General features: G+C 62.3%; 22 protein-coding genes. 8 read left to right on the top strand and 14 right to left on the bottom strand.

From position 1 onward, the window contains the following. Positions 1-462 (bottom strand): PQQ-binding-like beta-propeller repeat protein (locus tag SGJ19_01095; GenBank protein ID MDZ4778831.1); only part of this gene is annotated, 462 nt, incomplete at its 3' end. 221 nt (positions 463-683) lie between these two features. On the opposite strand from SGJ19_01095, the gene SGJ19_01090 reads away from it, so the two are divergent. Beyond that, on the top strand, positions 684-1598 hold the full coding sequence (locus tag SGJ19_01090; GenBank protein MDZ4778830.1) for an AraC family transcriptional regulator: 915 nt from the start codon (positions 684-686) through the stop codon (positions 1596-1598). Positions 1599-1642: 44 nt separating this feature from the next. Here SGJ19_01090 and SGJ19_01085 read toward each other — a convergent pair whose 3' ends face one another. The 4 genes from SGJ19_01085 to SGJ19_01070 all read right to left on the bottom strand — a co-directional run bounded on the left by SGJ19_01085 (position 1643) and on the right by SGJ19_01070 (position 4790). After that, entirely contained in the window at positions 1643-3034 is a 1392-nt protein-coding gene (locus tag SGJ19_01085) for an aspartate aminotransferase family protein (GenBank protein MDZ4778829.1), read from the bottom strand. A 6-nt stretch (positions 3035-3040) separates the two neighbouring features. Next, positions 3041-3526, bottom strand: a complete 486-nt coding sequence (locus tag SGJ19_01080; protein ID MDZ4778828.1) for a TIGR03067 domain-containing protein — start codon at positions 3524-3526, stop codon at positions 3041-3043. 86 nt (positions 3527-3612) lie between these two features. Next, the gene (locus tag SGJ19_01075) at positions 3613-4176 is read right to left on the bottom strand and encodes a hypothetical protein (protein MDZ4778827.1); all 564 of its coding nucleotides are present in this window, start codon (positions 4174-4176) and stop codon (positions 3613-3615) included. Between the two features lie 14 nt (positions 4177-4190). Next, a complete protein-coding gene (locus SGJ19_01070) occupies positions 4191-4790 on the bottom strand; it encodes a hypothetical protein (GenBank protein ID MDZ4778826.1) in 600 nt (199 codons plus the stop codon). Positions 4791-4950: 160 nt separating this feature from the next. Between SGJ19_01070 and SGJ19_01065 the strand changes: the two genes are divergently transcribed. Then, positions 4951-5637: a response regulator gene (locus SGJ19_01065; protein MDZ4778825.1), complete on the top strand. Its 687-nt coding sequence runs from the start codon at positions 4951-4953 to the stop codon at positions 5635-5637. Positions 5638-5640: 3 nt separating this feature from the next. Continuing rightward, a complete protein-coding gene (locus tag SGJ19_01060; GenBank protein MDZ4778824.1) occupies positions 5641-7449 on the top strand; it encodes an ATP-binding protein in 1809 nt (602 codons plus the stop codon). Here SGJ19_01060 and SGJ19_01055 read toward each other — a convergent pair. Next, the gene (locus tag SGJ19_01055) at positions 7435-8901 is read right to left on the bottom strand and encodes a hypothetical protein (GenBank protein ID MDZ4778823.1); all 1467 of its coding nucleotides are present in this window, start codon (positions 8899-8901) and stop codon (positions 7435-7437) included. The two genes, SGJ19_01060 and SGJ19_01055, sit on opposite strands and share 15 nt — an antisense overlap. Before the next feature lie 82 nt (positions 8902-8983). Beyond that, positions 8984-9520 carry a PEP-CTERM sorting domain-containing protein gene (locus SGJ19_01050; GenBank protein MDZ4778822.1) on the bottom strand — a complete coding sequence of 179 codons (537 nt, stop codon included), beginning with the start codon at positions 9518-9520 and terminating at the stop codon, positions 8984-8986. 270 nt (positions 9521-9790) lie between these two features. Between SGJ19_01050 and ahcY the strand changes: the two genes are divergently transcribed. Beyond that, complete coding sequence (gene ahcY, locus SGJ19_01045; GenBank protein MDZ4778821.1) at positions 9791-11104, top strand: adenosylhomocysteinase; 1314 nt, start codon at positions 9791-9793, stop codon at positions 11102-11104. 179 nt (positions 11105-11283) lie between these two features. Here ahcY and SGJ19_01040 read toward each other — a convergent pair whose 3' ends face one another. From SGJ19_01040 to SGJ19_01015, 6 genes are all read right to left on the bottom strand, one after another. After that, the gene (locus SGJ19_01040; GenBank protein ID MDZ4778820.1) at positions 11284-13599 is read right to left on the bottom strand and encodes an ankyrin repeat domain-containing protein; all 2316 of its coding nucleotides are present in this window, start codon (positions 13597-13599) and stop codon (positions 11284-11286) included. A 280-nt stretch (positions 13600-13879) separates the two neighbouring features. Beyond that, positions 13880-14356: a TerB family tellurite resistance protein gene (locus tag SGJ19_01035; protein MDZ4778819.1), complete on the bottom strand. Its 477-nt coding sequence runs from the start codon at positions 14354-14356 to the stop codon at positions 13880-13882. 74 nt (positions 14357-14430) lie between these two features. Next, on the bottom strand, positions 14431-14952 hold the full coding sequence (locus SGJ19_01030) for a hypothetical protein (protein ID MDZ4778818.1): 522 nt from the start codon (positions 14950-14952) through the stop codon (positions 14431-14433). Between the two features lie 38 nt (positions 14953-14990). Then, positions 14991-16049 (bottom strand): polysaccharide biosynthesis/export family protein, encoded by a 1059-nt coding sequence (locus SGJ19_01025; protein ID MDZ4778817.1) that lies wholly within the window; start codon positions 16047-16049, stop codon positions 14991-14993. 262 nt (positions 16050-16311) lie between these two features. Next, positions 16312-18531, bottom strand: a complete 2220-nt coding sequence (locus SGJ19_01020) for an ABC transporter permease subunit/CPBP intramembrane protease (protein MDZ4778816.1) — start codon at positions 18529-18531, stop codon at positions 16312-16314. Between the two features lie 2 nt (positions 18532-18533). Then, complete coding sequence (locus SGJ19_01015) at positions 18534-19301, bottom strand: ATP-binding cassette domain-containing protein (protein ID MDZ4778815.1); 768 nt, start codon at positions 19299-19301, stop codon at positions 18534-18536. A gap of 488 nt (positions 19302-19789) precedes the next feature. Here SGJ19_01015 and SGJ19_01010 point away from each other — a divergent pair, with 488 nt between their 5' ends. The 4 genes from SGJ19_01010 (at position 19790) to SGJ19_00995 (ending at position 25150) form a co-directional block, all read left to right on the top strand. After that, the gene (locus tag SGJ19_01010) at positions 19790-21004 is read left to right on the top strand and encodes a hypothetical protein (protein ID MDZ4778814.1); all 1215 of its coding nucleotides are present in this window, start codon (positions 19790-19792) and stop codon (positions 21002-21004) included. A 13-nt stretch (positions 21005-21017) separates the two neighbouring features. After that, a complete protein-coding gene (locus tag SGJ19_01005; GenBank protein MDZ4778813.1) occupies positions 21018-21389 on the top strand; it encodes a CoA-binding protein in 372 nt (123 codons plus the stop codon). A gap of 118 nt (positions 21390-21507) precedes the next feature. Continuing rightward, entirely contained in the window at positions 21508-23856 is a 2349-nt protein-coding gene (locus tag SGJ19_01000) for a hypothetical protein (GenBank protein MDZ4778812.1), read from the top strand. A gap of 76 nt (positions 23857-23932) precedes the next feature. Beyond that, positions 23933-25150 carry a VCBS repeat-containing protein gene (locus tag SGJ19_00995; protein MDZ4778811.1) on the top strand — a complete coding sequence of 406 codons (1218 nt, stop codon included), beginning with the start codon at positions 23933-23935 and terminating at the stop codon, positions 25148-25150. A gap of 106 nt (positions 25151-25256) precedes the next feature. Here the strand turns inward: SGJ19_00995 and lpxI are convergent, their stop codons facing one another. After that, on the bottom strand, positions 25257-26144 hold the full coding sequence (gene lpxI / locus SGJ19_00990) for a UDP-2,3-diacylglucosamine diphosphatase LpxI (GenBank protein ID MDZ4778810.1): 888 nt from the start codon (positions 26142-26144) through the stop codon (positions 25257-25259). Between the last annotated feature and the right edge of the window lie 32 nt (positions 26145-26176).

Raw genomic sequence — 26176 nt, 5'->3', positions numbered from 1 at the left:
GACGATCTCTCCGTCGTGTGCATTGAGGCAGGCCAGTCGTCCGCCCATTCCGAGCACGGAGACGCGGTCGCCGTCGACCGCGGGAGTACCGCCCGGACCTCCTTTGGACTGGGGCATCCGCTGTTCCACCGCCGCGCCGATGGACTTGGACCACAATTCCTTGCCGTCCTCTTCTGAGAGAGCCCAGACGACCTCCTCGTCGCCGCGATTGCTCATGCCGAAAATGCGCCCGTCTGCGATCGACGGCGCACTGTCCCCGCCCCCGAGCTTGTCAATTCTCCAGGCCAGCGGCGGGCCGCCTTCGGGCCATTCCTGCAGCAGCCCCGTCTCCTGGGAGATGGAGTTCCGTTCCGGGCCTTGCCATTGCGGCCAATCGGCGGCCGTGGCGGTGGATTGCCATCCGTAGCCCGCCAACATCGAAGCCCCGACCCATGGAATGCATTGCAGGCTACGACCAGCCATTTCCAGACTCCGAAGCACGAAAATCGGGGAAGGCGCGTGCAATGAGGCGGTGATCCTCAACGACACGCGTAATGCTTATTTAACCCTTGGGTGGCACGAATGGCCTAAAACGATTCGCTTAAAGTCTTGCCTAATCCTCTTGGCGATTGGGAATTAGCAGCTGAGAATGAGAGCTTTGGTATCCTCATTCTGTGATTTCGTCCTCGTCCGAGGTTTTCACGATGTCTGCAGTGAGTGACGATCGCGCCCGGCTGGCCTCGCTATTGAACGAGGTGGCTGTCCAAGAGGGGGTCCATCCGACGCTTGTCGACGGCGTCCTAGTGGCTCGCCATACCAGTATTTTGCCCCGCACATCGGTCGTGTATGAACCCGCGATTGTGTTCGTGGGGCAGGGCCGCAAGCGTAGCTATCTCGGCGATCAGATCTACGAGTACGGTCCCTCGAACTATCTGGTCTTGTCTGTGCCGTTGCCGGCAGAGTGCGAGTGGGACGCTGGACCCGAGGAGCCGTTGCTCGTACTGGGCGTCAAGATAGACACCACGATGCTCGGCGAAGTCATGCTGGAAATGGACGAACCGTTGACGCCAGCGCGTGAACTGCCGCGGGGCGTGAGCACGCGCGCGCTCGGCGAACAGCTCAGGAGCGCCGTGATTCGACTGCTGGAATGTCTCAAGTGCCCACTGGACTGCCGAGTGCTAGGCCAGCAGTTGGTCCGTGAGATTGTCTACCGCGCGCTTCGCGAAGACCAAGACGGTGCGCTTCAGGCGCTCGCCAACCGGAGCGGCAATTTCATTCGCATTGCCGGCGTCTTGAAGGAAATTCACGCGAACGCCGTGAAGACCTACACGGTCGAGGGCATGTCGAAACGGGCAAGCATGAGCGTTCCGACATTTCATCACAACTTCAAACTGGTGACCGGCTGCGCACCGCTGCAGTATCTCAAACGCATCCGACTTGACCGAGCGAAGCGTTTGATGATTCACGACGGCTACAACGCCAGCACCGCCGCTAAGGAGGTGGGATACGAGAGTGCGTCGCAGTTCAGTCGCGAGTTCAAGCGGCAATTCGGCGTGACGCCGATGGAAGACGTGCAACGTTTGCGACAGGTCTTTGCGGGACCGCAGCGGCAAGCATAGCCCTTTCGCGGAGCGAAAGGCGACTGTGGGCCTGACTGAACAATTCAAACCGTCGCGCGCCGCCCTACGGACGCGAAAATCTCGTACATCACTTGTAGGTAATCCAGCGCCTCGTCGAGCGGCATCACCAGCGGCGGGCTGATGCGCAAGACTTTGCCGGCGAGCGGCCCTAGAAGGTGGATCGCTTTGCCGTTGTTGTCGCCCAGGTAACAGGCGCGGACGCATTCGTTGGCAATTTGCTCGGCCGTGCCCTGGCCGACGGCGGCGCATTCCACGCCCCAGACGACGCCTTCGCCACGCACGCGGGCGACCACTGGTAGCTCCGCGAGCCGGCAGAGTCCTTCTTCCAGCACTTCGGCGAGTTGTTTGGCGTGATCCAAGACGTCGCTGTTCTCGAATTCATCCAAGGTTGCCAGCACCGCCGCCGAAGCGAGTGGGTTGGCGCTCCAGGTGTCCGACGCTTCGCCGTAATGCATGTTCGCGAAGACGTCCGCGCGGCCGACCACCGCGCTCACTGGGATGCCGTTGCCGAGGCCCTTGCCCAATACGACGAGGTCCGGTTCCACGCCGTAACGCGTGAAGGCGTACATCGTGCCTGTGCGTCCGAAGTTGGCCTGCACTTCGTCGAGGATGAACAGCAAATCGTGCTCGCGGCAGAAGCGCTCCAGCAGTTGCAGATATTCCGGTTGCGGATGAAACGAACCGCCGCCGCCCAGGTACGGCTCGGTGATCACGCAACAAATGCGCGCACCATGTTCATTCCATAGTCGATCAAGTTCGGCCTCGTAGGGCGCGAGATCCAGCGGTTCCTTGCGGCGCGCGACGCTGCCGCATTCTTCCTGCGGAAATGTCAGAAACTTGACGCGAGGGTCGCGATCCGCATCGGTCTCCGTTCCCGTCACGGCGCCGGCCAGGCCTTTCTTGCCGTGAAAGCCGCGGCGCGTGGCGAAAATCATCTCTTCGCCGGGGCGACGATCGAGCGCGGCCCAAAGGGCTTTTTGAATCGCTTCACTACCGCTGGCCGCCCACAGCACCTGCTGCAACCGGCCGCCGCCGGGCTGTGCTTGCAAGTTCTCTATCAGTCGCTCGGCGGCGCGGATCTCGATTTCCGTGGCCGAGTTGTAAGCCGTTAACGGCGCGGCCGCCGCAAAAGGGCGCGATTCATCGAGCGACCCCAGGCCGAGATAGTCCTGCACCCGGAACCACCAACGCGTCGGATTGTGGCCCAAGTTCGCCACGAGAACGCCCGACGTGAAGTCCGCCAGCATGCGGCCTTCCGGCGTCCAGTGGTAGCAGCCGGCGCTCTTGGCGATCACCGCCAGACTAGGCGTGAAGGTCCGCAGGCTGTGCGGCTCGATGGCCGACAGCCTGCGGCGCAGCGCGTTGGAGACTTCTTCGCCGGCATGCTGCACCGGCGGGTGCGGGACGTGCGGCATGACGCGCTATTTCTTCTCTGCTTCTTTCTTACGCTCGTACGTGATCAACATGTACGGCTCGCCTTCCGCGGACTTGAATTCCTTGGGAAAGCCGGCGTTCGAGAGGTCGTAGCAGACGACCAGCTTTTCCTCGTCGAACTTGTAGATCGTCTTGGTCGCCATGCCGGCGTTCGAGCCTTCTTTCGGCTCGACCGTCATTTCCTTGATTTCCTTCGTAGCGTCGATTTTCACTTCGCCCGACTGCTTGCCATCCGGCGTGCCTTCGACGGTGTACTTCTCGCCTTCAAAAGTCAGCACGATCGACGTCAGGAATTCCTTGGGCACTTCCTGCCCGCCGGCCTCGCCCTTGGCGACGATCCACACGCCCTGGAGCTTTTCCAGGTCCGCCTTGTTAACGTCTTCCGGCTTGTCGGCGGCCTTGTCATCAGCGGTCAGCGGCGCGACGGTGAATGCCAGCAGGGCGAATAGCGCGACTGCGAAAGAACGGTACATCGACTAACTCCACAAGTGAATTGCCATGAAAGTTGACTCAAAGACGCGCCCCATCATAGTCGCCGCCGGCGCCCGTCCATAGCGGCTCAATCTTCGCTGACCAGAAACCAGCCGTCGCCGAGCTCCAGGCTCGATGACAGATTCAGTTCCGGCTGGCCGTTGGCCCGACAGCGGACCAGTCCGGTGTTGCCGCCAGGTTGGAGGCGAATCCAGAGACAGGGCTGTCCGGCTCGATTGGCCTCGGCGACGCGAATCCAAAACAGTCCCGCATATTCGGGCGTGGTCATGGATCGCCCTTGTTGGACCCGATCTGCCAGCGCGTCGATTGCCCTCCTCGATAGCTGAAACCGCGCCCGCAGCGGCCAGTCGGTCGTCAGCACCGACAGCACGCAGCACAGCACTGCGATGTTCAACAGCATCCGTCGAAGCGAGACTTGCCAGGGGCGCCGGAAGGCGTCGCTCAAGCGAAACTGAATGCCTAAGAGCGTCGCCATGCCCCAGGCATAGACGGCCCCACCGACGATCAACCAGACCACGACCCGTTCACAGGCCATGGCACTGGCCAGGATGGCGACCACCGGCAGCGCGAGCGTGGGGAGCAATCGACCGAGCCCCCAGCCGCGCGCCGTCGTTGTTTCGGGAGGTGTCATGCAAGCACGAAAGGCTACGCTTCGGTTGCTTGGCCGTCGTCGGTCAAGCCCTCATCCGTCGGTTCTTCGTCGGCCACGGTGGAAATGAACGAGTAACGCCACCGGAACGTGCGCGGCTGGCTGACGGCGGGCGCCGCCACGCGCCAGCGCAAGTTGCCGCCCGTCACTTCGGCTTGGATGCGTGCGTCGACATCGAACGACAACGCGGTGGCGACGACCTCGCCTTCCACGTTGAACCAGATCTGGTCGCCGACCACGCGCGTGGGGACGGCCAGACGATAACTCATCCCCAGCCATTCCGGGACGTCGCTGGTGCGACAGGCCACGTCCCAGGTCGGGCCGCCGGCCTCGGGACGGATCTCCACACTGCTCGACCAGTGGCTTTTTCCGGCCATGCCGACCAGCAGGGCCACGTTCGCGCCATTTTCCCGGGCCTCGAAATGGACGTGCTGGAACGGCGGGCTCGCGGGCCACGTTTGGTCGGGCGTCCCTTCCAGCGACTCCGCCAGCAGCGTCTGGGCGTCCGGCGGGCCCCAGAGAATGCGATGCCCGACCCGGTCGTGACAGCGGAAGAACTCGATTTGCCAGTTCGGATGCTCGATGACGCCGATCATTGTGCCCTCCGCCTGATGCCGGCGGAATCCAGGGAATTGAGGTCCACATCAAACCAACACAAATTCAACAACAAAACCACATCTTCAGCTAATGAATGGCTAACTGCCGTCGGCTAATCGTATGCTTAAGAGAACTGAAATTAGGCGAATGGATGGGGACATGGCGCGCGAACGCATTCTAATCGTGGACGACGAGGAAGACCTGCTGGAATTGGTCAACTACAACTTGACCAAGGAAGGCTACCGTGTCACGGGGGTCGGCACCGGCGAGGAGGCGTTGCGCGAGGCCCGCACCACGGCGCCGGATTTGATCCTGCTGGACCTGCTGCTGCCGAACGTGGACGGCCTGGAAGTCTGCCGGCAGTTGAAGGGCGATCCGCGCACGAAGACCATCCCCGTGATCATGCTCACCGCCAAGGCCGAAGAGGCCGACCAGGTGACCGGCCTGGAGTTGGGCGCCGACGACTACGTCGTCAAACCTTTCAGTCCCCGACTGTTGCTGGCCCGCATCCGCGCCGTGTTGCGGCGCAAGGCGGCGGAACGGATGGGCCCCGAGCAGCCGATCAGCGCGCACGAGTTGGTGATTCACCCGGGGCGACACGAGGTCCTGGCGGCCGGCGAACCACTGACGCTGACGTTGACCGAGTTCCGATTGCTGCATTTTCTGGCGCAGCGCCCCGGCTGGGCGTTCACGCGGAACCAGATCGTCGATGCCGTCAAAGGAGACGATTACCCCGTGACGGAGCGTTCGGTCGACGTCCAAGTCGCGGGCCTGCGCAAAAAGCTTGGCGACTACGGCGTTTACATCGAAACGGTCCGGGGAGTAGGCTATCGGTTCAAGGAGTAACCGATGGCCTCGCGGCGGTTGATTTGGCGGCTATTTCCCAGCTACCTGGGAATCACGTTAGTTTCGCTCCTCGCGGTTACGGTTTATGCATCGTACTTGTTGGGCGAGTTCGCCCACGCCGATGTGCAGCGGCAACTAGTGTCGCTCTCTAACCTGGCGGCCGCGCAATTGCCGAAGCGGCTAACGGCAGAAGAAACGCCGCAAGTGCAGGCCATCTGCCGGCAGATCAGCGACGCAACGGGCGTGCGGCTGACCGTCGTCCTTCCCTCCGGCGAAGTCTACTGCGACACGGCGGAAGACCCGAGCAAGATGGAAAACCACGGGCAGCGTCCGGAAGTTTCTGCGGCATTGCGCGGTTATCCTTTGAGCGTGACCCGCGCGAGCCCGACGTTCCATGAGCCGATGTCCTACTACGCGGCGCCGCTGAAGGCGGACGGAAAAACGATCGGCGCGGTCCGTTCGGGCATCACCACGGCCGCGGCCTCGGCGCTCCGCCGGCAGCTCCAATGGCGCGCCGCGATCGTTGCGTTGGTCATCCTGGGCTTAGCGAGCGGACTTTGCTTTTACGTAGCGCGTTCGATCAGTCGGCCGCTGGACGCAATCCGCGCCGGAGCGGAGCAATTTGCGCAAGGCGACCTCGCTTACACCTTCCCTGAGACAGAAACCTGGGAAATGGATCGGCTCTCGCACTCCCTTCGGAGCATGGCCGAGCTGCTGGAAGAACGGCTCCGCGCGCTCGAAACAACCAATAGCGAACATGACGCGATCCTGGCCAGCATGAGCGAAGGCGTGCTGGCGGTCGGCACGGATCGCAAGGTATTCAGCCTCAATGCCGCCGCGGCCAAGCTGCTGGGGAGCGAGCGGTCGCGCATTCAAGGCCGTTCATTGCATGAAGTGGTGCGCCATCCTCTGTTGCGCGGATTCATGGAGCGCGTGTTGCAAAGCCGCGCGCCGATCGAAGAAGACTTGGAGCTCGGGGCGAACGCCCATGACTTCGTGTTGCAGGCGCGTGGCGCGATTTTGCGCGACGCCAAGGGGAATCTCCAGGGCGCGGTGATCGTGTTGAAGGACGTCTCACGGATGCGGCAGTTGGAAACGATGCGCACCGATTTCGCGGCCAACGTCTCGCACGAATTGAAAACGCCGATCACGTCCATCAAGGGCTTCGTCGAAACGTTGCTCGACGGCGCAATGGCGAACCCGGACGATTGCCAGCGGTTTTTGCAGATCGTGGCTAAGCAAAGCGACCGACTTAACGCGATTATCGATGATTTGATGAGCCTGGCCCGTATCGAGGAAAGCGCCGCGTCGGCGGAAATCACGCTCGAAAGCAGCTTCGTGAAGCCGGTGCTGGAAGCCGTGGCCGAGGAATGCCAGGCCAAGGCCAGCGAGCGTGAAGTCACGCTCGAAGTGCGCTGCGCCGCGGACACGCGGGCGATGATCAACGCCGCGCTGTTGGAGCAAGCAATTGCGAACCTGGTCGACAACGCCATCAAATACAGCGGTCCCGGCAGTCTCGTGTCGATCAGTGGCGAGCGGAGCGATCGGGAGGTGACGATCGCCGTGCGCGACCCCGGCTGCGGCATTCCAGCCGAACATCAGCCGCGGCTATTCGAGCGATTCTATCGCGTCGACAAAGCCCGCAGTCGAAAACTGGGCGGAACAGGGCTTGGCCTGGCGATCGTGAAACACATCGTCTACGCCCACCGCGGCCGGATCACGGTGAACAGCGCCCCGGGCGAGGGGAGCACGTTTACGATTCACTTGCCGCTGCCGGTGCAACGCTCGACGGTGGATTCATCGGCGGCGTAAGAAGCGTCGTCCCGCGATCGCTGGAATCGTCAACACGAACGTCCAAAAAGCCATCGCCAGCCCACTCGGCTCCGGCACGGCATTCGACGCCGCGCCAGCGCCAAGGTTATTGCGCACGGCGTTCAAGTCCTCGACGTCGACCACGCCGTTGAACGGAAACGTGTCGCCGAGTACCCCTTCACCGGCCTCGCCGAAGTTGTTGCGGACGTTGTTCGCGTCCGTGATGTTGACCACGCCGTCGCCGTTCGTGTCGCCATCGACGGCACCTTGGATGACGTCCTTGGCAGGATTCAGATCGAAGACCATGCTGCCTTGGCCAGAGCCGATGTCTCGAAAGTCGAAGTGGACGTCGTTCAGAAATCCTTCCGGACTCTCGCCAGTGCAAAACTCTGGAAACAGATCGCAGATCAATTCGCTGATGATCGCGTCGGTCCAGCCTTCGGTAAAGAAGTTCATCCCGAAGATGCCGGCGATGCTGGGATCGATATCGCGGACGCCCACGGAGAGGTCCGTCCAGCCGATTTCGATTCCTTCGTCGGTGATCACGCTCAGGCGTCCGACCTGAACGACCGGCATCAGCGCAATCCCGCCCACGCCCGTGATGGGCATAAAGTCAATCGCGTCGTCGTCGACTGAGCCGTCGCCGTTTTCATCGACGCCCAGGGCCAGCGCCATCGCGAGCGAAATGACCGACATCTGCGCGCCGGTGTCAACCAACATTTCACCGCGGAACGACTGCCCGGCATCTTCGACATCCACCGGCGTAAACGGGAGAGGCGCCCAGGTCGGCAGCGGATCGTTCGGATGGCGCAGGCCAGACTGCTCGAAGTCCTGCATCCTCAGCGGCACGCGATACCGATGACCCGCGTCGGCCGGCATTTCGTCGGGAAACGTGACGGGCGGCGATAACGCCCCCAGCGACAGTCCGCCGCCGCTGGAGATCCACTCGCCGTTGATGCCCATCGACATGATCTTGCCCGCCATGCCCGGCATGCCGATCAGCCCATAGAAGCCGGCGGCCGAGCCGAAATCGAGATCCGCGTTCGACATGATGCGAGCGTCGGGAATCGTGAATCGCTGTCCGCTGGAACCCGTGTAGTCGAGACGATACGCCTCCGAGACGTCCATCGGCGTGGTGCCTGCGACGCCGGATTCGTCGTAAACGGAGACAGTTTGATAGCCGCGGGCTCGGAGCGCATCGTAAGCCCCGCCGTCGAGCAAAATGCCGTTGGCGCCGGTATCGAGGAGCAGGTTCTTCCGCTCGTCCGTGGGGCCGAAGCTATGCGTCCCGGCCGCGTCCTGGAACACTTCGAAGGACACAATCGGCTGCCCCAGCGCGAAAGTGTCGGAAGGCCCGAGCGTGATGAATCGCTCCGCCTGGGCGTCTCGCCACCCCCAGAGCATCAGGCCCACCGCCAAGACCGCCGCCAGGAACCGAAGTTGGATGCGCATAAAGAAGTTCTGTCTGTTCCGTCGCCGAGCGAGCGTCCGCCGAAAAGCCCTCTCGTGAGTGTTTCAGAAATGGGGGGAATGGTCAACGAAAATCGCCGGCGCCGCGGCGCTTCCGCCAGACGATGCCAATCGTAGCCGGAATCGCCAGAGCGGCGATCACGAACGTTGCCGGCTCCGGCACGTTCGACAATTCTTCCACCACGGTGTAGCTCCAGAAGCCGACCATGCCGTTCGTGTTGCCGATCCAGGCCGGAACGTCCCGTTCCACGTCGCTGGGCCAGCCGTCGAGGACTTCGATCGTGTTGTCCGCGAAGCCGACGAACTCCGTGACGTGCCAATTCCAGGCCGGTTGGCCCACGGCGCGGTAGTCGCGATTGATGCCGTCGGGGCCTTCTGCGATGCGGGCGACGGCGATCGTCGCGCCGGCCGATGGGCCGAGCGAGATCAACTCCCGCGCGTGGGCGATGTCGAGCGGATTCTCTAGCGGCAAGACATACGAGTCGCCATGTACTTCCTCCCCGGGCAACTCGGCCACCAGGAAATAGACCGGTCCGGCCTGGGCGGTCGGGACCAACGCGGCGACGGCCAGCACGGCCAACATCCATAAGCTGCTACGCATGGTTCGGTTCCTCACTCAATTCCAAGTTGCCAGTTAATCGGGCGGGATGTTAAGCGGTTCCTAAGCCGCTCGAAAGAGCGGAAATGCGCTCGTTTCCATCGCCCAGGGGGGTGAAAACGCCACTTGCGGGAAACGTCGTCCCACCTATCATTTTGTTTGACCCCATCGTACCCGGCGGAGTTCCCCGGGAGTGCTCGCACACGAGCGCAACGGGCGGATGCGGGCGCACGAACGCCGGAAAACTGGGCGGAATACACAAAGGAGCAGCACGTGTCGCAGGTCGAAACCAGGCTTCCCTATAAAGTCGCAGATCTCAAGCTGGCCGATTGGGGCCGCAAGGAAATCCAGCTCGCCGAAAACGAAATGCCGGGCTTGATGGCCCTGCGCAAGAAACACGGCCAGAGCAAGCCGCTGAAGGGCGCCCGGATCGCCGGCTGCCTGCACATGACCATCCAGACGGCGGTGCTGATCGAGACGCTCAAGGAACTGGGCGCGGAAGTCACCTGGAGCAGCTGCAACATCTTCTCCACGCAGGACCACGCCGCGGCGGCGATCGCCAAGGCCGGCTACCCGGTCTACGCCTGGAAGGGAATGACCAACGAAGAGTTCGATTGGTGTATCGAGCAGACGCTGTTCTTCCCGGACGGCCAACCGTTGAACATGATTCTGGACGACGGCGGCGACCTGACCGCGATGGTTCACCAGAAATATCCGGAGCTGCTGGCCAACGTTCGCGGGCTGAGCGAGGAAACCACCACCGGCGTGCATCGGCTCTACCAGATGCACGCGCAGGGGACGCTCAAGGTTCCCGCGATCAACGTCAACGACTCCGTCACCAAAAGCAAGTTCGATAACCTCTACGGCTGCCGCGAGTCGCTGGCCGACGGCATCAAGCGGGCCACCGACGTGATGGTCGCCGGCAAGGTCGTCGTCATCGCCGGTTATGGCGACGTCGGCAAGGGTTCGGCGCACTCGATGCGTTCGCTCGGCGCCCGGGTGATCGTCACGGAAATCGATCCCATCAACGCCCTGCAAGCGGCGATGGAAGGCTTCGAAGTCACCACAATGGAAGAGGCCGCCGCCCGTGGCAACATCTTCGTCACCTGCACCGGCTGCCGCGACATTATCACGGGCAAGCACATGGAAGTGATGCCGGACGACGCGATCGTCTGCAACATCGGCCACTTCGACCTCGAAATCGATATGGCCTGGCTGAACGGACAGAAGAACGTTAAGAAGGTCGAGATCAAGCCGCAGGTGGATCGCTACACGTTCCCCAGCGGCCGCTCGATCCTCGTGCTGGCCGAAGGCCGCCTGGTGAACCTCGGCTGCGCGACCGGCCATCCGTCGTTCGTGATGTCCAACTCCTTCACCAACCAGGTGATGGCGCAACTGGCCCTCTGGCAAGAGCCGGACAAGTACCCGCTCGGCGTGCATCGCCTGCCGAAGGAACTCGACGAAGAAGTCGCCCGCCTGCACCTGGAAAAACTCGGCGTCAAGCTGACGAAGCTGACCAAGGCCCAATCCGACTACATCGGCGTGCCGGCGGAAGGGCCGTACAAGCCGGATTACTACCGGTACTAGACGCGGTCAAGAATAAGATCTGCGTTATCAAAAATTGTGGGTGGCTGGGGTCGAATGTACTCATTCGCCCCCAGGTCGAATGCGCTGGGGGCGAGCGACTACGCTCGACCCCAGCCACCCACGCTATCAGGTAGCCAGAAGATGAGGCTTTGCAAACGCGCCATAGCGGCCGGAGATTTTTACTGTGCGGATTTGGCGTGATACTTCGCCAAGAGTTTTTCCATCTCGGCGGCGTTTTCGTCATCCTCCTCACGCAGCTGGTCAAGTGGCGTATTGCCTTCGTTGTCCTTAGCGTTGACGTCCGCACCGGCTGCCAGCAGCAACTTGGCCACCGCGATGGTGGTCACTCTGGCGGATTCATGCAATGGCGTGGCTCCGTCCGCCGACTTCGCGTTCACGTCCGCTCCGGCTTCAATCAGCATCCGCGCGATCTCCTCTCGGCGCCAGAATGCCGCCGCGTGAAGCGCGGTCGCATCCGGCGAACCTGTTGACTTGCTTTTGTTGCGAATCTCCAGATCACAGCCCGCTTTGATGAGTAAGGCTACGATTCCGCGGTGGTCGAAATCGACGGCGACGTGCAGCGCCGGCCGGCCTTCCGGCCCCAGGTCGTTGGCCACCGCGGCATTCGCCGCCAAGGCCGCGGCCACGGCCTCTTCATCCCCCAATTTCACGGCGGAATGGAAGTCGACCTTGACCCCGTGATGCTTCAAGACGTCGACGCCCTGGCGGCCTTCCCTGCTGTCCGGCTTGTCTGACGGGTAAATCCTAGCCACCGCGTTTTGCAACGCCGTCCTGCCGTATAAGGTCACATTGGGATTCGCCCCTTTGGCAATGAGTACTTCTATCAGTCGCGGACGTTCGGCTTTGTCGGTCACCCAAATGGTGGACGCGAATTTCCACAGGGACTCGTCGAGCAATTTCTTTCGCACGCCTTCGTCCGCTTCGTCGAATTTTGGATGATTGATCATCGCCTCGGCGCTCGCGGCACTGCCGCAAGAAGCCGCCACATCGAGGGCCATTTGCTTAGACAAATTGGGGGTGATATCTTGGGTTTCGGCGAAAATACCCACGCCGTTGTCGATCAACAACGTCACTGTCTCGGCGTTGTTCGCGTAGGCCGCGAAGTGAAGCGCAGTGGCATTGTCGCCAATTGCCTTGCCACCTCCCCAACCGCCTCGCCACGTAATCCGGGTCTTCAGGTCGGCGCCGTTCGCAATCAACAGTCGCACGATTTCAGGAAACTGCACCGCTTCCGTGATAATGGGAAAGCCGCTGCCTCCCTCGAAATCGTCGACATCCACGTCGTATTGCTCGATCAGTAGTTTGCAGATGTCCACGCGTCCCAACCGCGCTGCCATCCGCAGCGGACTCCGGAACAACCGCTTCTTGGCCTGCTGCGGATCGGCCTCGAGAATCTGCTTAACGCCCGCCAGATCATCCAAGTGAATGGCCGCGAAAAGGTCGTACTCCGCGCCTGTTGTCAAATAAAGGTCGATGATCTTGCGCCATTTCGTGCGCTCAGGTTCGTCGCGGGCGTCCGTGAACTCTTCGATCGCGTCATGATAGGCTGACCGCAGGTTGTCGGCTGAGTCTGAATTGCGCGGCGAAACGTCGGCGTGCTTCGTCAGGAGGAGTTCGACGATCTTCGGATCGTCCGTCAGGTGCAACGCTGTGGAGTCATTGTACGTCTTTGCATCAACGTCGGCGCCGTGTTCGAGAAGCCAGGTGAGGGCCTCCACGTTGTTTCGCTGAGCCGCGACGTGGAGCAGAGTCATCTCGTCAACGCGGCGACGTAACGCCCGCCGATCCTGGCTGGCCAATTGGATTGCCTGTTTCGTGTAGCCCGCCACCAGATAGTCGTGAGCGGTCTTTAAGTCGGGCGCAATGTACCTGGCGGAGATGGGATCGCTTTGGATCGTTCCATGCCATACGCCGGAGCTGTCGGTGCCATCGCTTTCGGAAGACTCCAAAATCGCCGTGACCTCGAATTGGGTCGATGAATTGAGATCGGGCAGATTCTCCCAGACGTCGTTTTCGTTAGCGTAGTCGGCGAAACGGACACGAATGAAATGGGTGTCGCCGGGCGCGATTTCGATGGATGACGAAGGTGGTACGACTTGCTTCATCGTCGAATTCCAATACTCATCGTCGCTGATGTCTCGCTTGGCCACGACTAGCGACTTTTCGGAATGAGGATCTCGAAAGCGAAAGGACAGCTGCCGGTAGCCTTGGCGAAGGCGCGGATTCCAGATGCGAAGCACTTCGTTTGAGTTGTTCTTCAGCACGACATGGAACGGTTGTTCGAGATCGATGTCCTTCGTCCGACCGTCCGCGGACAATTCAATCCGCAGGGCCAGTGCGTTGGCGCTGGGATCGGATTGCAACTTACCTGGCTGCGCAGGCTCGAAGGGTTGGGCGGCGGACGATGCGACGCAGGCGGCCCATACCGCGAAGAACATCACTAACACGATTCGCGTGCGATGGCCTAGGTCCATTTTCGAGCTCCGCGACGATGAAGAACGCGTGCGCCGTGGGATGTGATTCATCCCCTAGCATACCGCTGCCGGGCGGATTTCACACGCTGTGCGTGGAGCGGGAAAAAAACGAGGGCCCGTCGTCGCGTTCCCGGCAATTCTGGCGGGTCAACACCACCAAACGCCAGGGCGCAAATCCCGTGCCGCCAACGCCGTAACAGCCGCGGGACCAATGAACAGTTGTGTGTATAGGACGGGTCACAGACCTTGGCTACAGAAGCGGCTGCCAATACTGATGCGACTACGCGCGGCCGCCGACGCACCAGTTGGTTGTGCGGGCCGAGAAGGCGGCTTCGCACATCGCGTCGAATTCCGGCGTGGATTCCTGGACTTCCGCTTGCAGTTCGCGAAGGAATTGCTTTTCCTGTTCGCGGATGCGGCCGTCCGAATAGATCATCTTCAGGAGGTAGAACTGTTCGTCGAGTCCCACCAGGCCGTCGGCGAGGATGGCTTGCTTGAGCGCCGGGAAAAACAACGCGTCAAACCCGGGGCTGACTTCGCGTGCTTCCGACAGGAGCGAAACCAGGAACTTGACGTCGTCGAGGTCGAGCTTGCCGTTCTGGTCGACGTAGGCGCGAATCTTGTCGACTTCGCAATCGGTGATGCGCTGGTCGGTGAGCAGTTCGTCTTTCAGCCGGAATAACTGGCCCATGGCGATGGCTTCCTCGTAAACGATCTCGTGAGACGGACTGCGCCCGGCGCGCAGCATACCGCTCAACTCTAGCTCGCTCCGCGACAGCAGGTCGCCTGACCATGGCGTAGCGATCACACCGGTTGCGACGGCAACACTGCTTAGCGGACCTTCGTTACCGCCTCGACGTACTGAACCAAGTGTGCGGTCCAGCTTGGTAATCGCCGGGGCGCTGACGACTGTGGTTCTGGCTCGCGACTCGGGATTTCCAAGTCGGGGGTTTCCGGCGCCGAAGGGGGCGGCGGGATATCGAAGATCTGTTCGTCGGTCAGCGGTGGCACGATCGGATCGGGATCCGGCGCGGGCGGCGACTCCATTGCCGGCGCTGACTCGACAGCCGCCGGCGGCGCAACAACCGGCGTCGGACTCGTGACCTCTTCCACGATCACGTATTCATGCGGCCCGCATTCCTCGGGATAACGGCTCCAGGTCGTCGGCGTGTAGCCGAAGCAGTAGCCGTTCGTGGGAACATGGCATTGAGCGCTGACTCGTTGCCAAGTGGTTTGATAACGAGGCGGCGCAGCTCGACAACCGCTGAGTCCGATCGAAGCAACCACCAGCAGCGCGCACTCCCAGCGGCATTGCGCAAATCGGACGACGAATGTGGCTGCTGTCCGTGTCATCGAATGAACTGCCCCCAAGCGAAACGAACCATCCCGCACTAGAAGTTGTTGCCGCCACGCCGCCCCTGATGGAAGAAACGCACCCCCGAGACCGTCTGCGTGCTGAGCGAGACGAAGCCGGCGATCCGTTCCCACGGCGAGATCATCTTGCTCACCCAGGTGTCCATCGCCACGAGGCGGTCTTCCTGGATAAACACGCGGTCGCCGGGCATCAACTGGTAATTCGTGCTGGCGCTTCCCAGTTCCGTCACGGCTTGCCAGTCGACAGGCAACACGACTACGCCCTCCGGCGAAGCTTCCGAGGGCCGCGCCACCCAGATGCGCTTCGAGCTAACGGCGTCGAGCCCGTTCACTTCGGCGATCGCATCCAGCACCGTCTCGTTGCCGGTGATGGAGAACTTCGTCACGCCGTCGCCGAGCCCGGCGCCTTGCGTTACGACGTAGTAGAACTTGCTGTTGTAGGCGAAGACGTCGACGGCCACCTCGGGCTTCTCAAGGAATTGCGACAAGTGCCCTTCGATCGCCGCGCGGACTTGCGATTGCGTCATCCCGGCGACGAAGACTTTGCCGTACGTGCCCAGGCTGACCATGCCGTCCGGGCCGACCAGATGTTCGCCGGCGATCTGCTGGCGGGCGATCGTCGAACCAAGCTGCAAAGTGACCTGCGGTTCCGACAGTGTCTGTCGCAGATGCGCTTCAATCGCCTTCGTGGCTTCATCCAGCGTCAAGTCCGCGACATTGACCGAACCATATGGCGGACCGAAGTTAATCAACCCGCCCGATTCCACGGTAAACTCGCCGCTAATCGGCTGTTCCGGCAGCGCTCCGGCGACAAAGACGACGAGCGTATCGAGCGTATGAACGCGATACGGCGGCAAGGGCACGACTTTGATCGCGTCGATTAGCAGAATGTCCGGCGGTTCGATGACGTAGTCCGGCAGAGCCGTCTTAGCCAATTCGCGCGGCATCGGCTGCGGCCGCACCTTCGGCGGCGGCGGGCACGGCAGATCGTGCCGCGGCAGGCTTTGGCAGCCGACCAGGCCCGTCAGCGCGAGCGCCACGATCAACCAGGGGCGCACCGCCCGAGCGCTAGACATGACATCCCTCCATGGACGCTTCCCCAACGCGCCGCCTCTAAGAGGCGGGAATCGGGACCAACGGCAAATCCGTTTCGCCGTCGGGCAAGGCATTCTCTCGTCGTGAGCATCGACGCGGAAAGTACGGCATCTTTGCAATGCCAGCGCAACGCGTCGCGACTGATTCAGACGTTACATGAGGCATACGGCTGGCCGCAAAGCAACCATTCCGCGAGTGACGTCTGTTACGCCTTTGCCGGAATCATGCGTCGTAAGGTGGACGCTAACCGACCGGCGCGCTGGAGGCGTCGTGGCGGATAGCTTCGTAGAGCTTCTCTTCCGGCGTCTGTCGGTAACGCACGCGATTGATACCGGACACGAGCAGAATCGCCGCCAGTAGGCCCGCCAGGACGATGCCGTGCTGATATTCCCACTTGCCCGGACCGGTTTCCACCATCAAATACCGCAGCAGGGGCCAGCTTCGCACCATTGCAGTGTCTACTTGGCCCATCACGATCGCTAGGCTGTTGTGGAGCACATGGAACAGCATGGGGCACCAGATGCTGCCGCCGCGAATCACCAGGAAACCGAGCACCAGGCCGGTCATCGTCGCCAAAATCGATTGTTGATTGACGGTGTGCGTAATCCCGAACGCCAGGGCCGAGATCACGATCGCTTGCCGTCGATTGCCCAAGTGGCGCAATCCCGACATCACGAATCCCCGGAACGCCAGTTCTTCACAAAACGCCGGCAGACAGGCGAACAGCAGCAGCACTTGCCAAAGCGGCATGGCGTTCAGTTGTTGTTGCACACCCACTAACTGTTCCGAAAGTTGCGGTGGCACGGGATATAGCTGCTGCACAAAGGCCGAGGCCATCGTCGCGGCGGGGTGCAAGCAAAGCGCCAACGCAGCGGCGCCGGCCAATCCGAGCGGTTTCGGCGACTGGAGCTGAAACGTCTCGCGCGGGCTGCGCGACAGGAACCACGCGCAGAGCAGCGTTGGCAGCAGGATCGTCGCCAACTGGCTGCCTAAGGCCACCGTCGTGATGGACGTCCCACTGCCAATCCATCCCTGCAGCCCGAATTGGGCGAACAGAATCGCCGCCACGCAAGTCATCGCGGCGCCCGCCGAAGGAGTGGCCTGGCGATCGCGCCACAGGTGCTTGAGCCAAAGCCGGAGGTCGAGCCGCTCGCTCTCACGGAACAAGACGTTTTCGCGGCTGAATTGATCCACCGCCCAACGAATCGCCATATGGCAACACAGCCCCGTGACGACGATCACCGGCGGCGCAAAGCGTAGGGCGTTCCAAAACTCCCCTTCGAGCAGCGCCCTTAGCAGTAGCACGATGCCGGTCACCGGAATCAGGCTGAATCCAAGCGTCAACTCGACACTCGGCCAAAGCGTCACGAACACCAGCGGCGTGATGACCAGCATCACCGGCATTAGGTAGTACTGCCCTTCCTTGGTGCTGCGGGCCAAGGCCGCCAGCGCCAGGCAAACCGCGCTGAAGAGCGCCGAGACAGGCACCAAGGCGATCAGCAGCCAAACCATCGCGCTCCAGGGGGGCGCGCCGAACACCGGAAATTGGCTAGCCACAAACCCGCCGGTTGAACCCAGGCTCAGCAAATTCAGCACCGCGGTAAAGACGCTGAACAGCATCACCGTGAGCAGCTTGCCCCACACGATCTCACCGCGTTCCGCGGGGCTGATCAAAAGGGTTTCCAGCGTGCCTCGTTCTTTTTCCCCGGCGCAAAGATCGACCGCGGGATAAAACGCGCCGGTCAGCGCCCAAATCAGCAGAATGAATGGCAGAATTTTCGACCAACCGGCCACGCCACGGCGACTGGGCGGAGAGATGTCGGCCGACTCGATGCGAAACGGAATCGCCGCAGCCTCGGGCAATCCGGCGCGGGCCAGGTTGTCGCGGCCAATCGATTCGCTCCAAGTCTGCAAGACTCGCTGCAAGCGGATTTCCGCCAAGCGCGAGTTTTCCTTCCCGTCGTTGAAAATCAACCTGGGCCGCGGGAGCCTCGCGGATTCCTCCGGCGCGGCGGCGCCACTGCGGTCGGGCAACTTGGCGCGGAACTCGGCCAGTCGTTCCTTGAAGCTACCGGGGATCACCAGCACCGCCTCAAGCTCTCCCTTGGAGAGCATTTTCTTGGCGGCGATTTCCTGCTTTTCCGGGGACTGTTTGGTGTCCTCAGGATAGCTCAATTCGAGCAAATCGACTTGCTTCGGATCGTCGAACAGCGAGCTCGCAAACCGCGTGTCGGCGATTAGCGGCGGCGTTTCGGGCAGTTCCGCCTGGCCGATCACCATCACGCGGAACGGCTTTTGTTGCAGAAACTGCAGCACCCGCAAAAAGCTCAGTCCCAGAAGTGGGTACAGGAGCAACGGCAGTACGAAGATCATGAACAGCGTGCGCCGATCGCGCATCTGGTCACGCACTTCGCGCTCGAAGATGATGCGGACGTTGCCCCAGTTCATTTTTGCCCGTTTCATCGTCAGCAGACCGCGGCGTCGAGCCGGCGTTGTTCGTCATGGCGGGAAATGAGCTGGAAGAACAATTCCTCCAGGTCGTGCTCTTGATGCCGTTCGCGCAGTTCGGTCAACGTCCCTTCGGACAGCAGGCTGCCGCGGTGAATGATCGCAATGCGATCACACAGCTTCTCGACTTCGGTCATGATGTGTGTCGAAAACACGATGCACTTGCCCTGCGCCTTCAATTCGGCGACCGTGGTCAGCAACGCCCGGGCGACCAGCACGTCGAGCCCCGAGGTCGGCTCGTCGAAAATCACCACCGGCGGATCGTGAACAATCGCCCGGGCAATGGAAACTTTTTGCTTCATGCCGGTCGACATCTTTGCGCCGAGCACGTCACGAATTTCGTTCATCTGCAGCCGCTCGAACAGTTGTTCCATTCGCGCGCGGAGCGGTTCATCGTGCAGCCCGTATAAGCGGCCGAAGTATTCGACCATTTCCCAGGCGGTCATGCGATCGTAGACGCCGGTGTTGGCCGACATGAAACCAATCTGCCGCCGCACCAAGGACGGCTGCCGCACGACGTCGCAGCCATTGATTTCGGCCGTGCCGTCGGTCGGTTGCAGCACCGTGCTCAAGATCCGTAGCGCCGTGGTCTTGCCGGCTCCGTTAGGGCCGAGCAATCCGTAAATCTGGCCGGGATACGCGTCGAAGCTCACGTGATCGAGCGCCACGAACTCGCCGCGCCGCAGGTCGGCGTATGTCTTCGTCAGACGCTGCACGTGAATCATGGATCGCAGCGATGCGAGGGGACGCACCGTTCGAGGGCCGTACCTATTCCAGGGGGGAGGCGGTGCCGCCCCACCCGGGGAGCGCAAGCCGGCGGCCGGCGCCTTCCTTAGTCCGTTATACCAACGTAGCTTGCGTCGCGCCGACCCTCGGACTAACTTCGCACCGGACTTCGTGTGAATCGCGGCAGGTTGGACCGTCTACGCCGATCCCCCGGGGTGACGGGGCAGCACGAATTGCCAACACTAGCCCGTAGCGCCAGCGAGGGAGGTTTGACATCAGGAATCGGTTGACATGAACCCCGGGCCGGCTCTGCCGCGTCGCTGGAGGGGAACTGGATCGTAATGAAAAGGTCCGCTTGGCGTATTCGTTGTGGTCATCACCGGCGTCAACTCTCCTTCGCTGGCGCTACGGGCTAGTGTGGAACTTGCTTCCCCTGGACCGAGTCCGACCCTTATACTTAAGGGGAACGCCGGAAGGAGACAGCCGAATGGGTCACACGACGCGAACGCTTTGTATGTTGGCCGCACTGGTCTGCGTGGCCGCGCGCGCCGAAGCGGAAGTCTTCGTGCTGGAAAACGAAGGCCGCATCCAAGGTGAATGGCTGAATAAGGACGATGCCAAGGCGGACCATTATCTGATTCGCACCGCGACCGGCGGCTCGGTGAAGCTCGCCCGCGATCAAGTGGTCAAGGTCTACGTCCCAACGGCGGACGAATTGGAATACGAGCGCATTCGCGATACGTATGAGGACACCGCCGAGGGGCAATGGTCGCTCTCCGAATGGTGCCGGGAAAAAAATCTCCGCGAACCGCGGCGCAAACATCTGGAACGCGTCATCGCGCTCGACACGAATCACGCCGATGCCCGTCGAGCGTTGGGCTACACGCTGATCGAAAATGAATGGAAGACGCAAGATCAGGTCTACATCGAGCGCGGTTACGTGCGCTATCGGGGACGTTGGCGTTTGCCGCAGGAAGTCGAACTGGCCGAGCGGCACCGCAAGAAAAAAAAGGAAACCGGCGAGTGGTTCAAGAAACTGAAACTCTGGCGAATCTGGTTGGACGATGAACGCGCCGGCCAGGCGGAAGAGATGCTGCGCGACGTGACCGATCCCAATTCGGTGCCGGCGATTGCTCAATACTTCCGCGGCGAGAAGGTTCCCAACGTTCGCATCCTGTACGTCGAGACGCTGGCGCAAATCCCTTCCTCCGACGCGATCTACGTCCTGGGAGACGGCGCACTCTTCGACGGTGACTTGGAAGTGCGCTTAACGTGTCTTGATTTTCTCAAGAAGGAGCCGCATCCCGAACTCGTCAAATACTACGCGGGCGTGCTGAAACACAAGGACAACTTGATCGTCAATCGCGCCGCCTATTGTCTGAAGGAATTACAGGATCCTTCCGCAGTGACCGCGTTGATTGACGCCCTGGTGACGACGCACAAGCACACGATCAAGGAAGGTGGCGACAGCCAGTATAGCGCCAGTTTCGGCGGCCCTGGCAACCCGGGCGGCGGCGGCGGCGGACTTTCCGCCGGAGGCAGCACCAAGGTCATCGTTGAGCACGTTCGCAACACGGACGTGCTCGACGCGCTCGTGAGCCTGACTGGCGCGAACTTCGGCTACGACCTCCAGGCCTGGAAGTACTGGATGACCGGCCAACAAAAAGCCGCCGCGGCCAACGTGCGCCGCGACGAGAATTAGGCGAATCGATTCCATGCCCAAGACCGTGGCCATCCTCGGCGCCAGCGCCGATCCCAGCAAGTTCGGCAACAAGTCGCTCCGCGCCCATCAGCAGCAGGGCTATGACGTCTACCCGGTGAATCCCAAAGGGGGCCGGATCGAGGGGCTCGCCGTCTACGCGCGGCTCGCCGACGTGCCGGTCGAGCTCGACCGCATCAGCGTGTATCTGCCGCCCAAGATCGGCCTCGGCATGATCGACGAGATCGCCGCCAAGGGATGCCGGGAGTTGTGGCTCAATCCCGGCAGCGAGAGCCCGGAGCTCATCGAAGCCGCGGAATCGCGCGGCCTGAACGTCGTCGTCGCCTGCAGCATTGTCGACCTCGGCGTCAGCCCGGTGCAATTCTAGACGCACGTGGTTTCAATCGTAGCGGTTCTTCCGCCGCGTGGTCATTTCGCCTCGCCTTACGTTGCCGAAAAGCGACGCATGCCGCTTTTTTGGTGGTAATTTTCAGTTGAGGCGAACTATGACGACCATCGGTCAACATCGGAGCCATGCTGCGCGCTGCGGCTGGGCGCTTCTCGCGCTCTGCGTCGGCGGCTGTGCCGGCGGCATGCCCCGACTCGACCCCAGCGGCCGCGGACTGCTCGTCGTCGACCCTCCCGTCGGAAGTTCCAGCGTGACCACAATCGCGCCGCCGCCGACCGGCGCCGCCGCGCCCGGGTGTGCGCCGATCATCGCTCCGCCGGTGGTGATGGCCCCTGCCCCGGCATTGCCGACGATTCCGATTCCCGCGCCGCCGGTAGTGTTGTCCTCCGCGCCCGAGGTTGTCTTGCAACTCGCCCCGGCGGATATAATCGCGCCGGTGGGCAGCGAAGTCACGCTCGTGGCTGGCGTGTTCGGTTCGCAGCAGGTGCTCCAGCCGCGACAACGCGTCGAATGGACGATCGATCCGTCCGGCGTCGGCCACGTGGCGACGATCAGTCAACGCGCGCCGCTCGATTGGCTGTTCGGCGGCGCAGGTTCGGCGCAGAAAATCGACGCCGACTACGCCATCAGTTCCACGGCGACACGCAACTACATCCTCAACCGCGGCACCGCCTCGACGGCCGACGACCTGCCAATCACCGCTGGGCAAACTTGGATCAGCGTCTCTTCGCCGGCGGAAGGCATCAGCCACGTGACTGCCTTCGCGCCGCAGCTCGGCGCGTGGGAAGCTCGTCAACGCACTGCGCGCATCTATTGGATCGATGCTCAATGGAGCTTCCCGCCGTCGACCTCGGCGCCGTCTGGCGGGGAACAGGCCCTGACGACCTCGCTGCTGCGGCTTTCGGATCGGACCGCGCTGACCGGTTACCGTGTGCGGTACTCAGTCGCCGGCGGCGCGCCTGCCAGCTTTGGCGCGGGCGACGGGCAATCGGTGGAGTTGGAAACCAGCCCGCAAGGCGAAGCCACGGTTGATCTTCAACAGGCAACCGCTGCGGCCGGCACGACCGACGTGCGCGTCGAAGTTATCCGCCCCGGCACGCTGTCGGGCTATGACGGGCGGACCTTGACCGTGGCCACGGGCATGACGCGCGTGAGTTGGTCCGGCGCCGGCACGCCGATCACACCTTCCCCGCCAGCAAGCGCCCCGTTTGATCCCGCGCCCATTCAACCCGCCGCCGTCGAACCGGATCCGACGCCGACAGCGCCGGCTGGGTCGCAGCTAAGCGTCCGCATTTCGAATCCGCCCGCCGCGTCGGTCGGCGAGGTTGTGAAATGCGAGATCACGATCGCGAACCTCGGCACGACCGCCACCGGACCGTTGCTCGTGCGCGACGAGTACGACGCCGGTCTGGAGCATGAAATCGAGCGCAGCGCGCCGGGCCAAAAGATGGTTGAGCTCGATTTGGCGTCCATTCCGCCGGGACAGTCGCGCACGCAGCCATTGAACTTCACGGTACTCGCCGCCGGGGAATGGCAGCATACCGTCATCGTTTATACATCTGACGGAACGACGACGCTCGCGCAAGGACAAGGCAACGTGCTGGCGACGGACCTCAACGTCGCGCCTCCGCCGGTCGGTACTCCCTACGAACCGCCACCATCGACCGAGCCTGCGCCAAGCATTCCGCCGGCAGCGTCCGGCGCCGCGCAACAAGGCGATTTGCTCGTCGAATGCGCCGGGCCGGCCAGCGGAAACACGGGCGACGAGCCGTTGTTCACGATCAAAGTGACCAACAACGGCGCCACCGATTTGCATGACGTCACGGTTTTGAATCAGTTCGACCCTGGATTAACTGCGCTACAATTGGCGCCGTCGGCACATGAACGCGTCGGCGAAGACATCCGCTGGACACCCCTCGCGACACTGGCCGCCGGGGCGTCGAAGACCTTCAAAGTGAAATACCGCTGCGTTTCGGCGGGCAATTCCATCTGCAGTTCCGTGACCGTCACCTGCCGCGAGCAACTGCGGGCCGACGATCAGAAGTGCATGAGCGTTCGCGCCGCGGCGAGCAAACTCTCCGCCACGATGTTCGACAGCCGCGATCCGCTGGCCGTGAGCAAAACTGGCTTCTATGAAGTGCGCATCACCAACGAGGGCACGAGCGCTGATACCAATGTCGTCGTCACCGTCACGCTGCCGCCGGAACTGACCGCGGTACCGGCCGGAACCGTCGGACCGGGCGGAGTCGGCGCGCAGGTCGAAGGCCAGCGCGTGCGGTTCGATCCGCTGGCGGAAATTCGTCCTGGCGAGCCGGTATCGTTCCGTGTCGTCGCCCGCGGTGTCACGCCGGGAGCGGCACGCGTGACCGCGGAGATCGCGAGCACCGGCCTCGCGCAACCGGTCGCCGCCGAGGCCGAAACCCGGGTAATCTCGGGAACGGATTAGTTGCGAAGTTGAAATGCGGTGACGCGGCAGGTTTAATGACGGGCGTGGCTTTGCTCTGCTCCGGAGAACGTCCTCGATGCACCGCCGTTACTGGATTGTTTCGTTCATTTGCGCTTGCCTGCTGCCTGGCACTTCTCGCCTCGAGGCGGAATGGGCGTTCGACATGGCTGAGCCAGAGCGCGAACTGGGCGTGGGATACGCCGTCTCGCTCGCCGACGTGAACTCCGACGGGCGGCTCGATATTATCGTCGTCGATACCGAACGCGTGCTCTGGTACGAAAATCCCTCCTGGCAGCGGCGCGTGATCACGGCCGGTACCACGGCGCGCGACAATGTCTGCGTCGCGCCGCACGACATCGACGGCGACGGGCGGTTGGACCTAGCCATCGGCGCCGGCTGGAAGGGACTCGATTCCAACGCGGTCGGCACCGTGCAATGGTTGACGCCGGGCGCGACGCTCGATGAGCCGTGGACGGTGCGGCACATCGCCGACGAGCCGAGCGTGCATCGCATGCGGTGGGTCGATCTCCATGGAGACGGCCAGCCGGAGTTGGTGATGCTGCCGCTCTTGGGCGCAGGCACAACGGGCCCCGCGTTCGCCGAGAAGACCGTGCGCCTGATGGCGTATTCGATCCCCGCCGCCCCCCTCAAAGATCGCTGGCCAGCGACGGTGCTCAATGAGGAATTGCACGTCGCGCATAACTTCTGGCCGACTGACCTGAACGGCGACGGCAAGCTCGACCTACTCACGGTCAGCTTCGAAGGCGTGTCGCTGCTGGAACGCAACGACGACGATACCTGGCGAAGAACCGTGATCGGCGCCGGCTACCAGGTCGAAGGCGCACCGTCGCGCGGAGCAAGTGAAATCAAGCGCGGGCAATTGGCGAACGGCCGCGACTACATCGCCACCGTCGAGCCTTGGCACGGGTTTCAAGTCGTCGTCTACACACGACCGGCCGACGCCGCGCAACCGCTCTGGGATCGCCACATGCTCGACGAACAACTTAAATGGGGCCACGGCGTCTGGTGCGCGAATCTCGACGCCGACGCCGACGAGGAATTGATCATCGGCGTGCGGGACTCCATCGACGAAGCCAACCCGCGCGGCGTGCGTATCTACGATCCGGCTGTGGACGTCGCCGGCGCAATCACTTGGACACGGCAACTCGTCGATCCTGCCGGCGTCGCCGTGGAAGACCTCGGGGCCGCAGATTTGAATCGAGACAGACTCACGGACATTGTCGCCGTCGGCCGCGCGACGAAGAATGTGCGCGTTTACACGGGGAAGAAATAGACGGTGATCGGTATGCCGCGCTGTTAAGCCCAGGGAAGGTCGTCGAAACCGCTCCATGGGCGGAAGTCATGGACGACCTTCCCTGGGCTTGGCGCGAAAAGCCGCGCTACGCCGCCGCGGCTTGCGCATCGTTGCGTCGCGCGACGATCACCAGGCCGTGGCGATTGGCGAACTCCAGCACCGCCGCCTCGTCGAGGATGATCGTTTTATCGGCTTCGATGGCCAGCGCCGCCGCGCCGGCCTGTACCATCGTTTCCAGCGTGCCGACGCCGATCGTCGGGACGTCGAACCGCATGTCTTGCTGCGGTTTCGCGGTCTTCACGACGGTGAAGCCGCCGGACCGGCAAAGTTGCCCCGCGCGGCGAATGCATTCGTCGGTCCCTTCGATCGCTTCCACGGCGAACACGGCGCGGCCTTTCACAGCGACGCTCTGCCCCACGTCGAGCCGACCCATCTCCTTGGCCAACGACCAGCCGAAATCCATATCAGCGACTTGCGCCGCCGTTGGTCCGCGACGCGTTAGTTGTCCTGCTTTCACGAGCAACTCCGGAGCAAAATCGGTGGCCGGTGCGACGGTGATGCCATCCTTCGCGAACTCCGCAATCGCCGCGCCCAGTAATGTGTCATCCTTGCGATCGCTCTTCGTCAACCAGAAGTGCGGGTAATAGCACTTCACCGCCCGCCAATCCGGCACGATCTTCAACCACACCCAAGGTTGAAACAGTTGCACCTTGTGAATCTTGCCGGCCATAGTGATCTGCGTGCAGCGCTGCCGGCGATAGTAGCGAATCGCTTTCCCCAACTGCGCCATGCCCAGCCACTCAAAGTCAGCGCAAATCTCGCGCAATGCCGGATCGGCGTTGTCCTTCAATCCCAGGCAATAAATCGAATAGCCTTGCGCTCGCAACGCTTCGGCGACCACGATCGGATAACGCCCCCAACCAGCAAGCAATCCGACGCGCGGAGGACCACCGGCTGCTGTTGTCGCGGGCATGGGTGAGATACAAGTGATGAGTGATGAGTTCA

The organism is Planctomycetia bacterium, assembly GCA_034440135.1.
In the GTDB taxonomy this organism is placed as follows: Bacteria; Planctomycetota; Planctomycetia; order Pirellulales; family JALHLM01; genus JALHLM01.
This window is presented reverse-complemented; position numbering and strand designations above follow the sequence as displayed.

What these genes read in the sequence shown, in the direction of transcription:
- SGJ19_01090 (MDZ4778830.1), top strand. Translation starts at nt 684, where the DNA reads ATGTCTGCAGTGAGTGACGATCGCGCCCGGCTGGCCTCGCTATTGAAC.
- SGJ19_01085 (MDZ4778829.1), bottom strand. Translation starts at nt 3,034, where the DNA reads ATGCCGCACGTCCCGCACCCGCCGGTGCAGCATGCCGGCGAAGAAGTC.
- SGJ19_01080 (MDZ4778828.1), bottom strand. Translation starts at nt 3,526, where the DNA reads ATGTACCGTTCTTTCGCAGTCGCGCTATTCGCCCTGCTGGCATTCACC.
- SGJ19_01075 (MDZ4778827.1), bottom strand. Translation starts at nt 4,176, where the DNA reads ATGACACCTCCCGAAACAACGACGGCGCGCGGCTGGGGGCTCGGTCGA.
- SGJ19_01070 (MDZ4778826.1), bottom strand. Translation starts at nt 4,790, where the DNA reads ATGATCGGCGTCATCGAGCATCCGAACTGGCAAATCGAGTTCTTCCGC.
- SGJ19_01065 (MDZ4778825.1), top strand. Translation starts at nt 4,951, where the DNA reads ATGGCGCGCGAACGCATTCTAATCGTGGACGACGAGGAAGACCTGCTG.
- SGJ19_01060 (MDZ4778824.1), top strand. Translation starts at nt 5,641, where the DNA reads ATGGCCTCGCGGCGGTTGATTTGGCGGCTATTTCCCAGCTACCTGGGA.
- SGJ19_01055 (MDZ4778823.1), bottom strand. Translation starts at nt 8,901, where the DNA reads ATGCGCATCCAACTTCGGTTCCTGGCGGCGGTCTTGGCGGTGGGCCTG.
- SGJ19_01050 (MDZ4778822.1), bottom strand. Translation starts at nt 9,520, where the DNA reads ATGCGTAGCAGCTTATGGATGTTGGCCGTGCTGGCCGTCGCCGCGTTG.
- SGJ19_01040 (MDZ4778820.1), bottom strand. Translation starts at nt 13,599, where the DNA reads ATGGACCTAGGCCATCGCACGCGAATCGTGTTAGTGATGTTCTTCGCG.
- SGJ19_01030 (MDZ4778818.1), bottom strand. Translation starts at nt 14,952, where the DNA reads ATGACACGGACAGCAGCCACATTCGTCGTCCGATTTGCGCAATGCCGC.
- SGJ19_01025 (MDZ4778817.1), bottom strand. Translation starts at nt 16,049, where the DNA reads ATGTCTAGCGCTCGGGCGGTGCGCCCCTGGTTGATCGTGGCGCTCGCG.
- SGJ19_01020 (MDZ4778816.1), bottom strand. Translation starts at nt 18,531, where the DNA reads ATGAAACGGGCAAAAATGAACTGGGGCAACGTCCGCATCATCTTCGAG.
- SGJ19_01015 (MDZ4778815.1), bottom strand. Translation starts at nt 19,301, where the DNA reads ATGATTCACGTGCAGCGTCTGACGAAGACATACGCCGACCTGCGGCGC.
- SGJ19_01010 (MDZ4778814.1), top strand. Translation starts at nt 19,790, where the DNA reads ATGGGTCACACGACGCGAACGCTTTGTATGTTGGCCGCACTGGTCTGC.
- SGJ19_01005 (MDZ4778813.1), top strand. Translation starts at nt 21,018, where the DNA reads ATGCCCAAGACCGTGGCCATCCTCGGCGCCAGCGCCGATCCCAGCAAG.
- SGJ19_01000 (MDZ4778812.1), top strand. Translation starts at nt 21,508, where the DNA reads ATGACGACCATCGGTCAACATCGGAGCCATGCTGCGCGCTGCGGCTGG.
- SGJ19_00995 (MDZ4778811.1), top strand. Translation starts at nt 23,933, where the DNA reads ATGCACCGCCGTTACTGGATTGTTTCGTTCATTTGCGCTTGCCTGCTG.
- lpxI (MDZ4778810.1), bottom strand. Translation starts at nt 26,144, where the DNA reads ATGCCCGCGACAACAGCAGCCGGTGGTCCTCCGCGCGTCGGATTGCTT.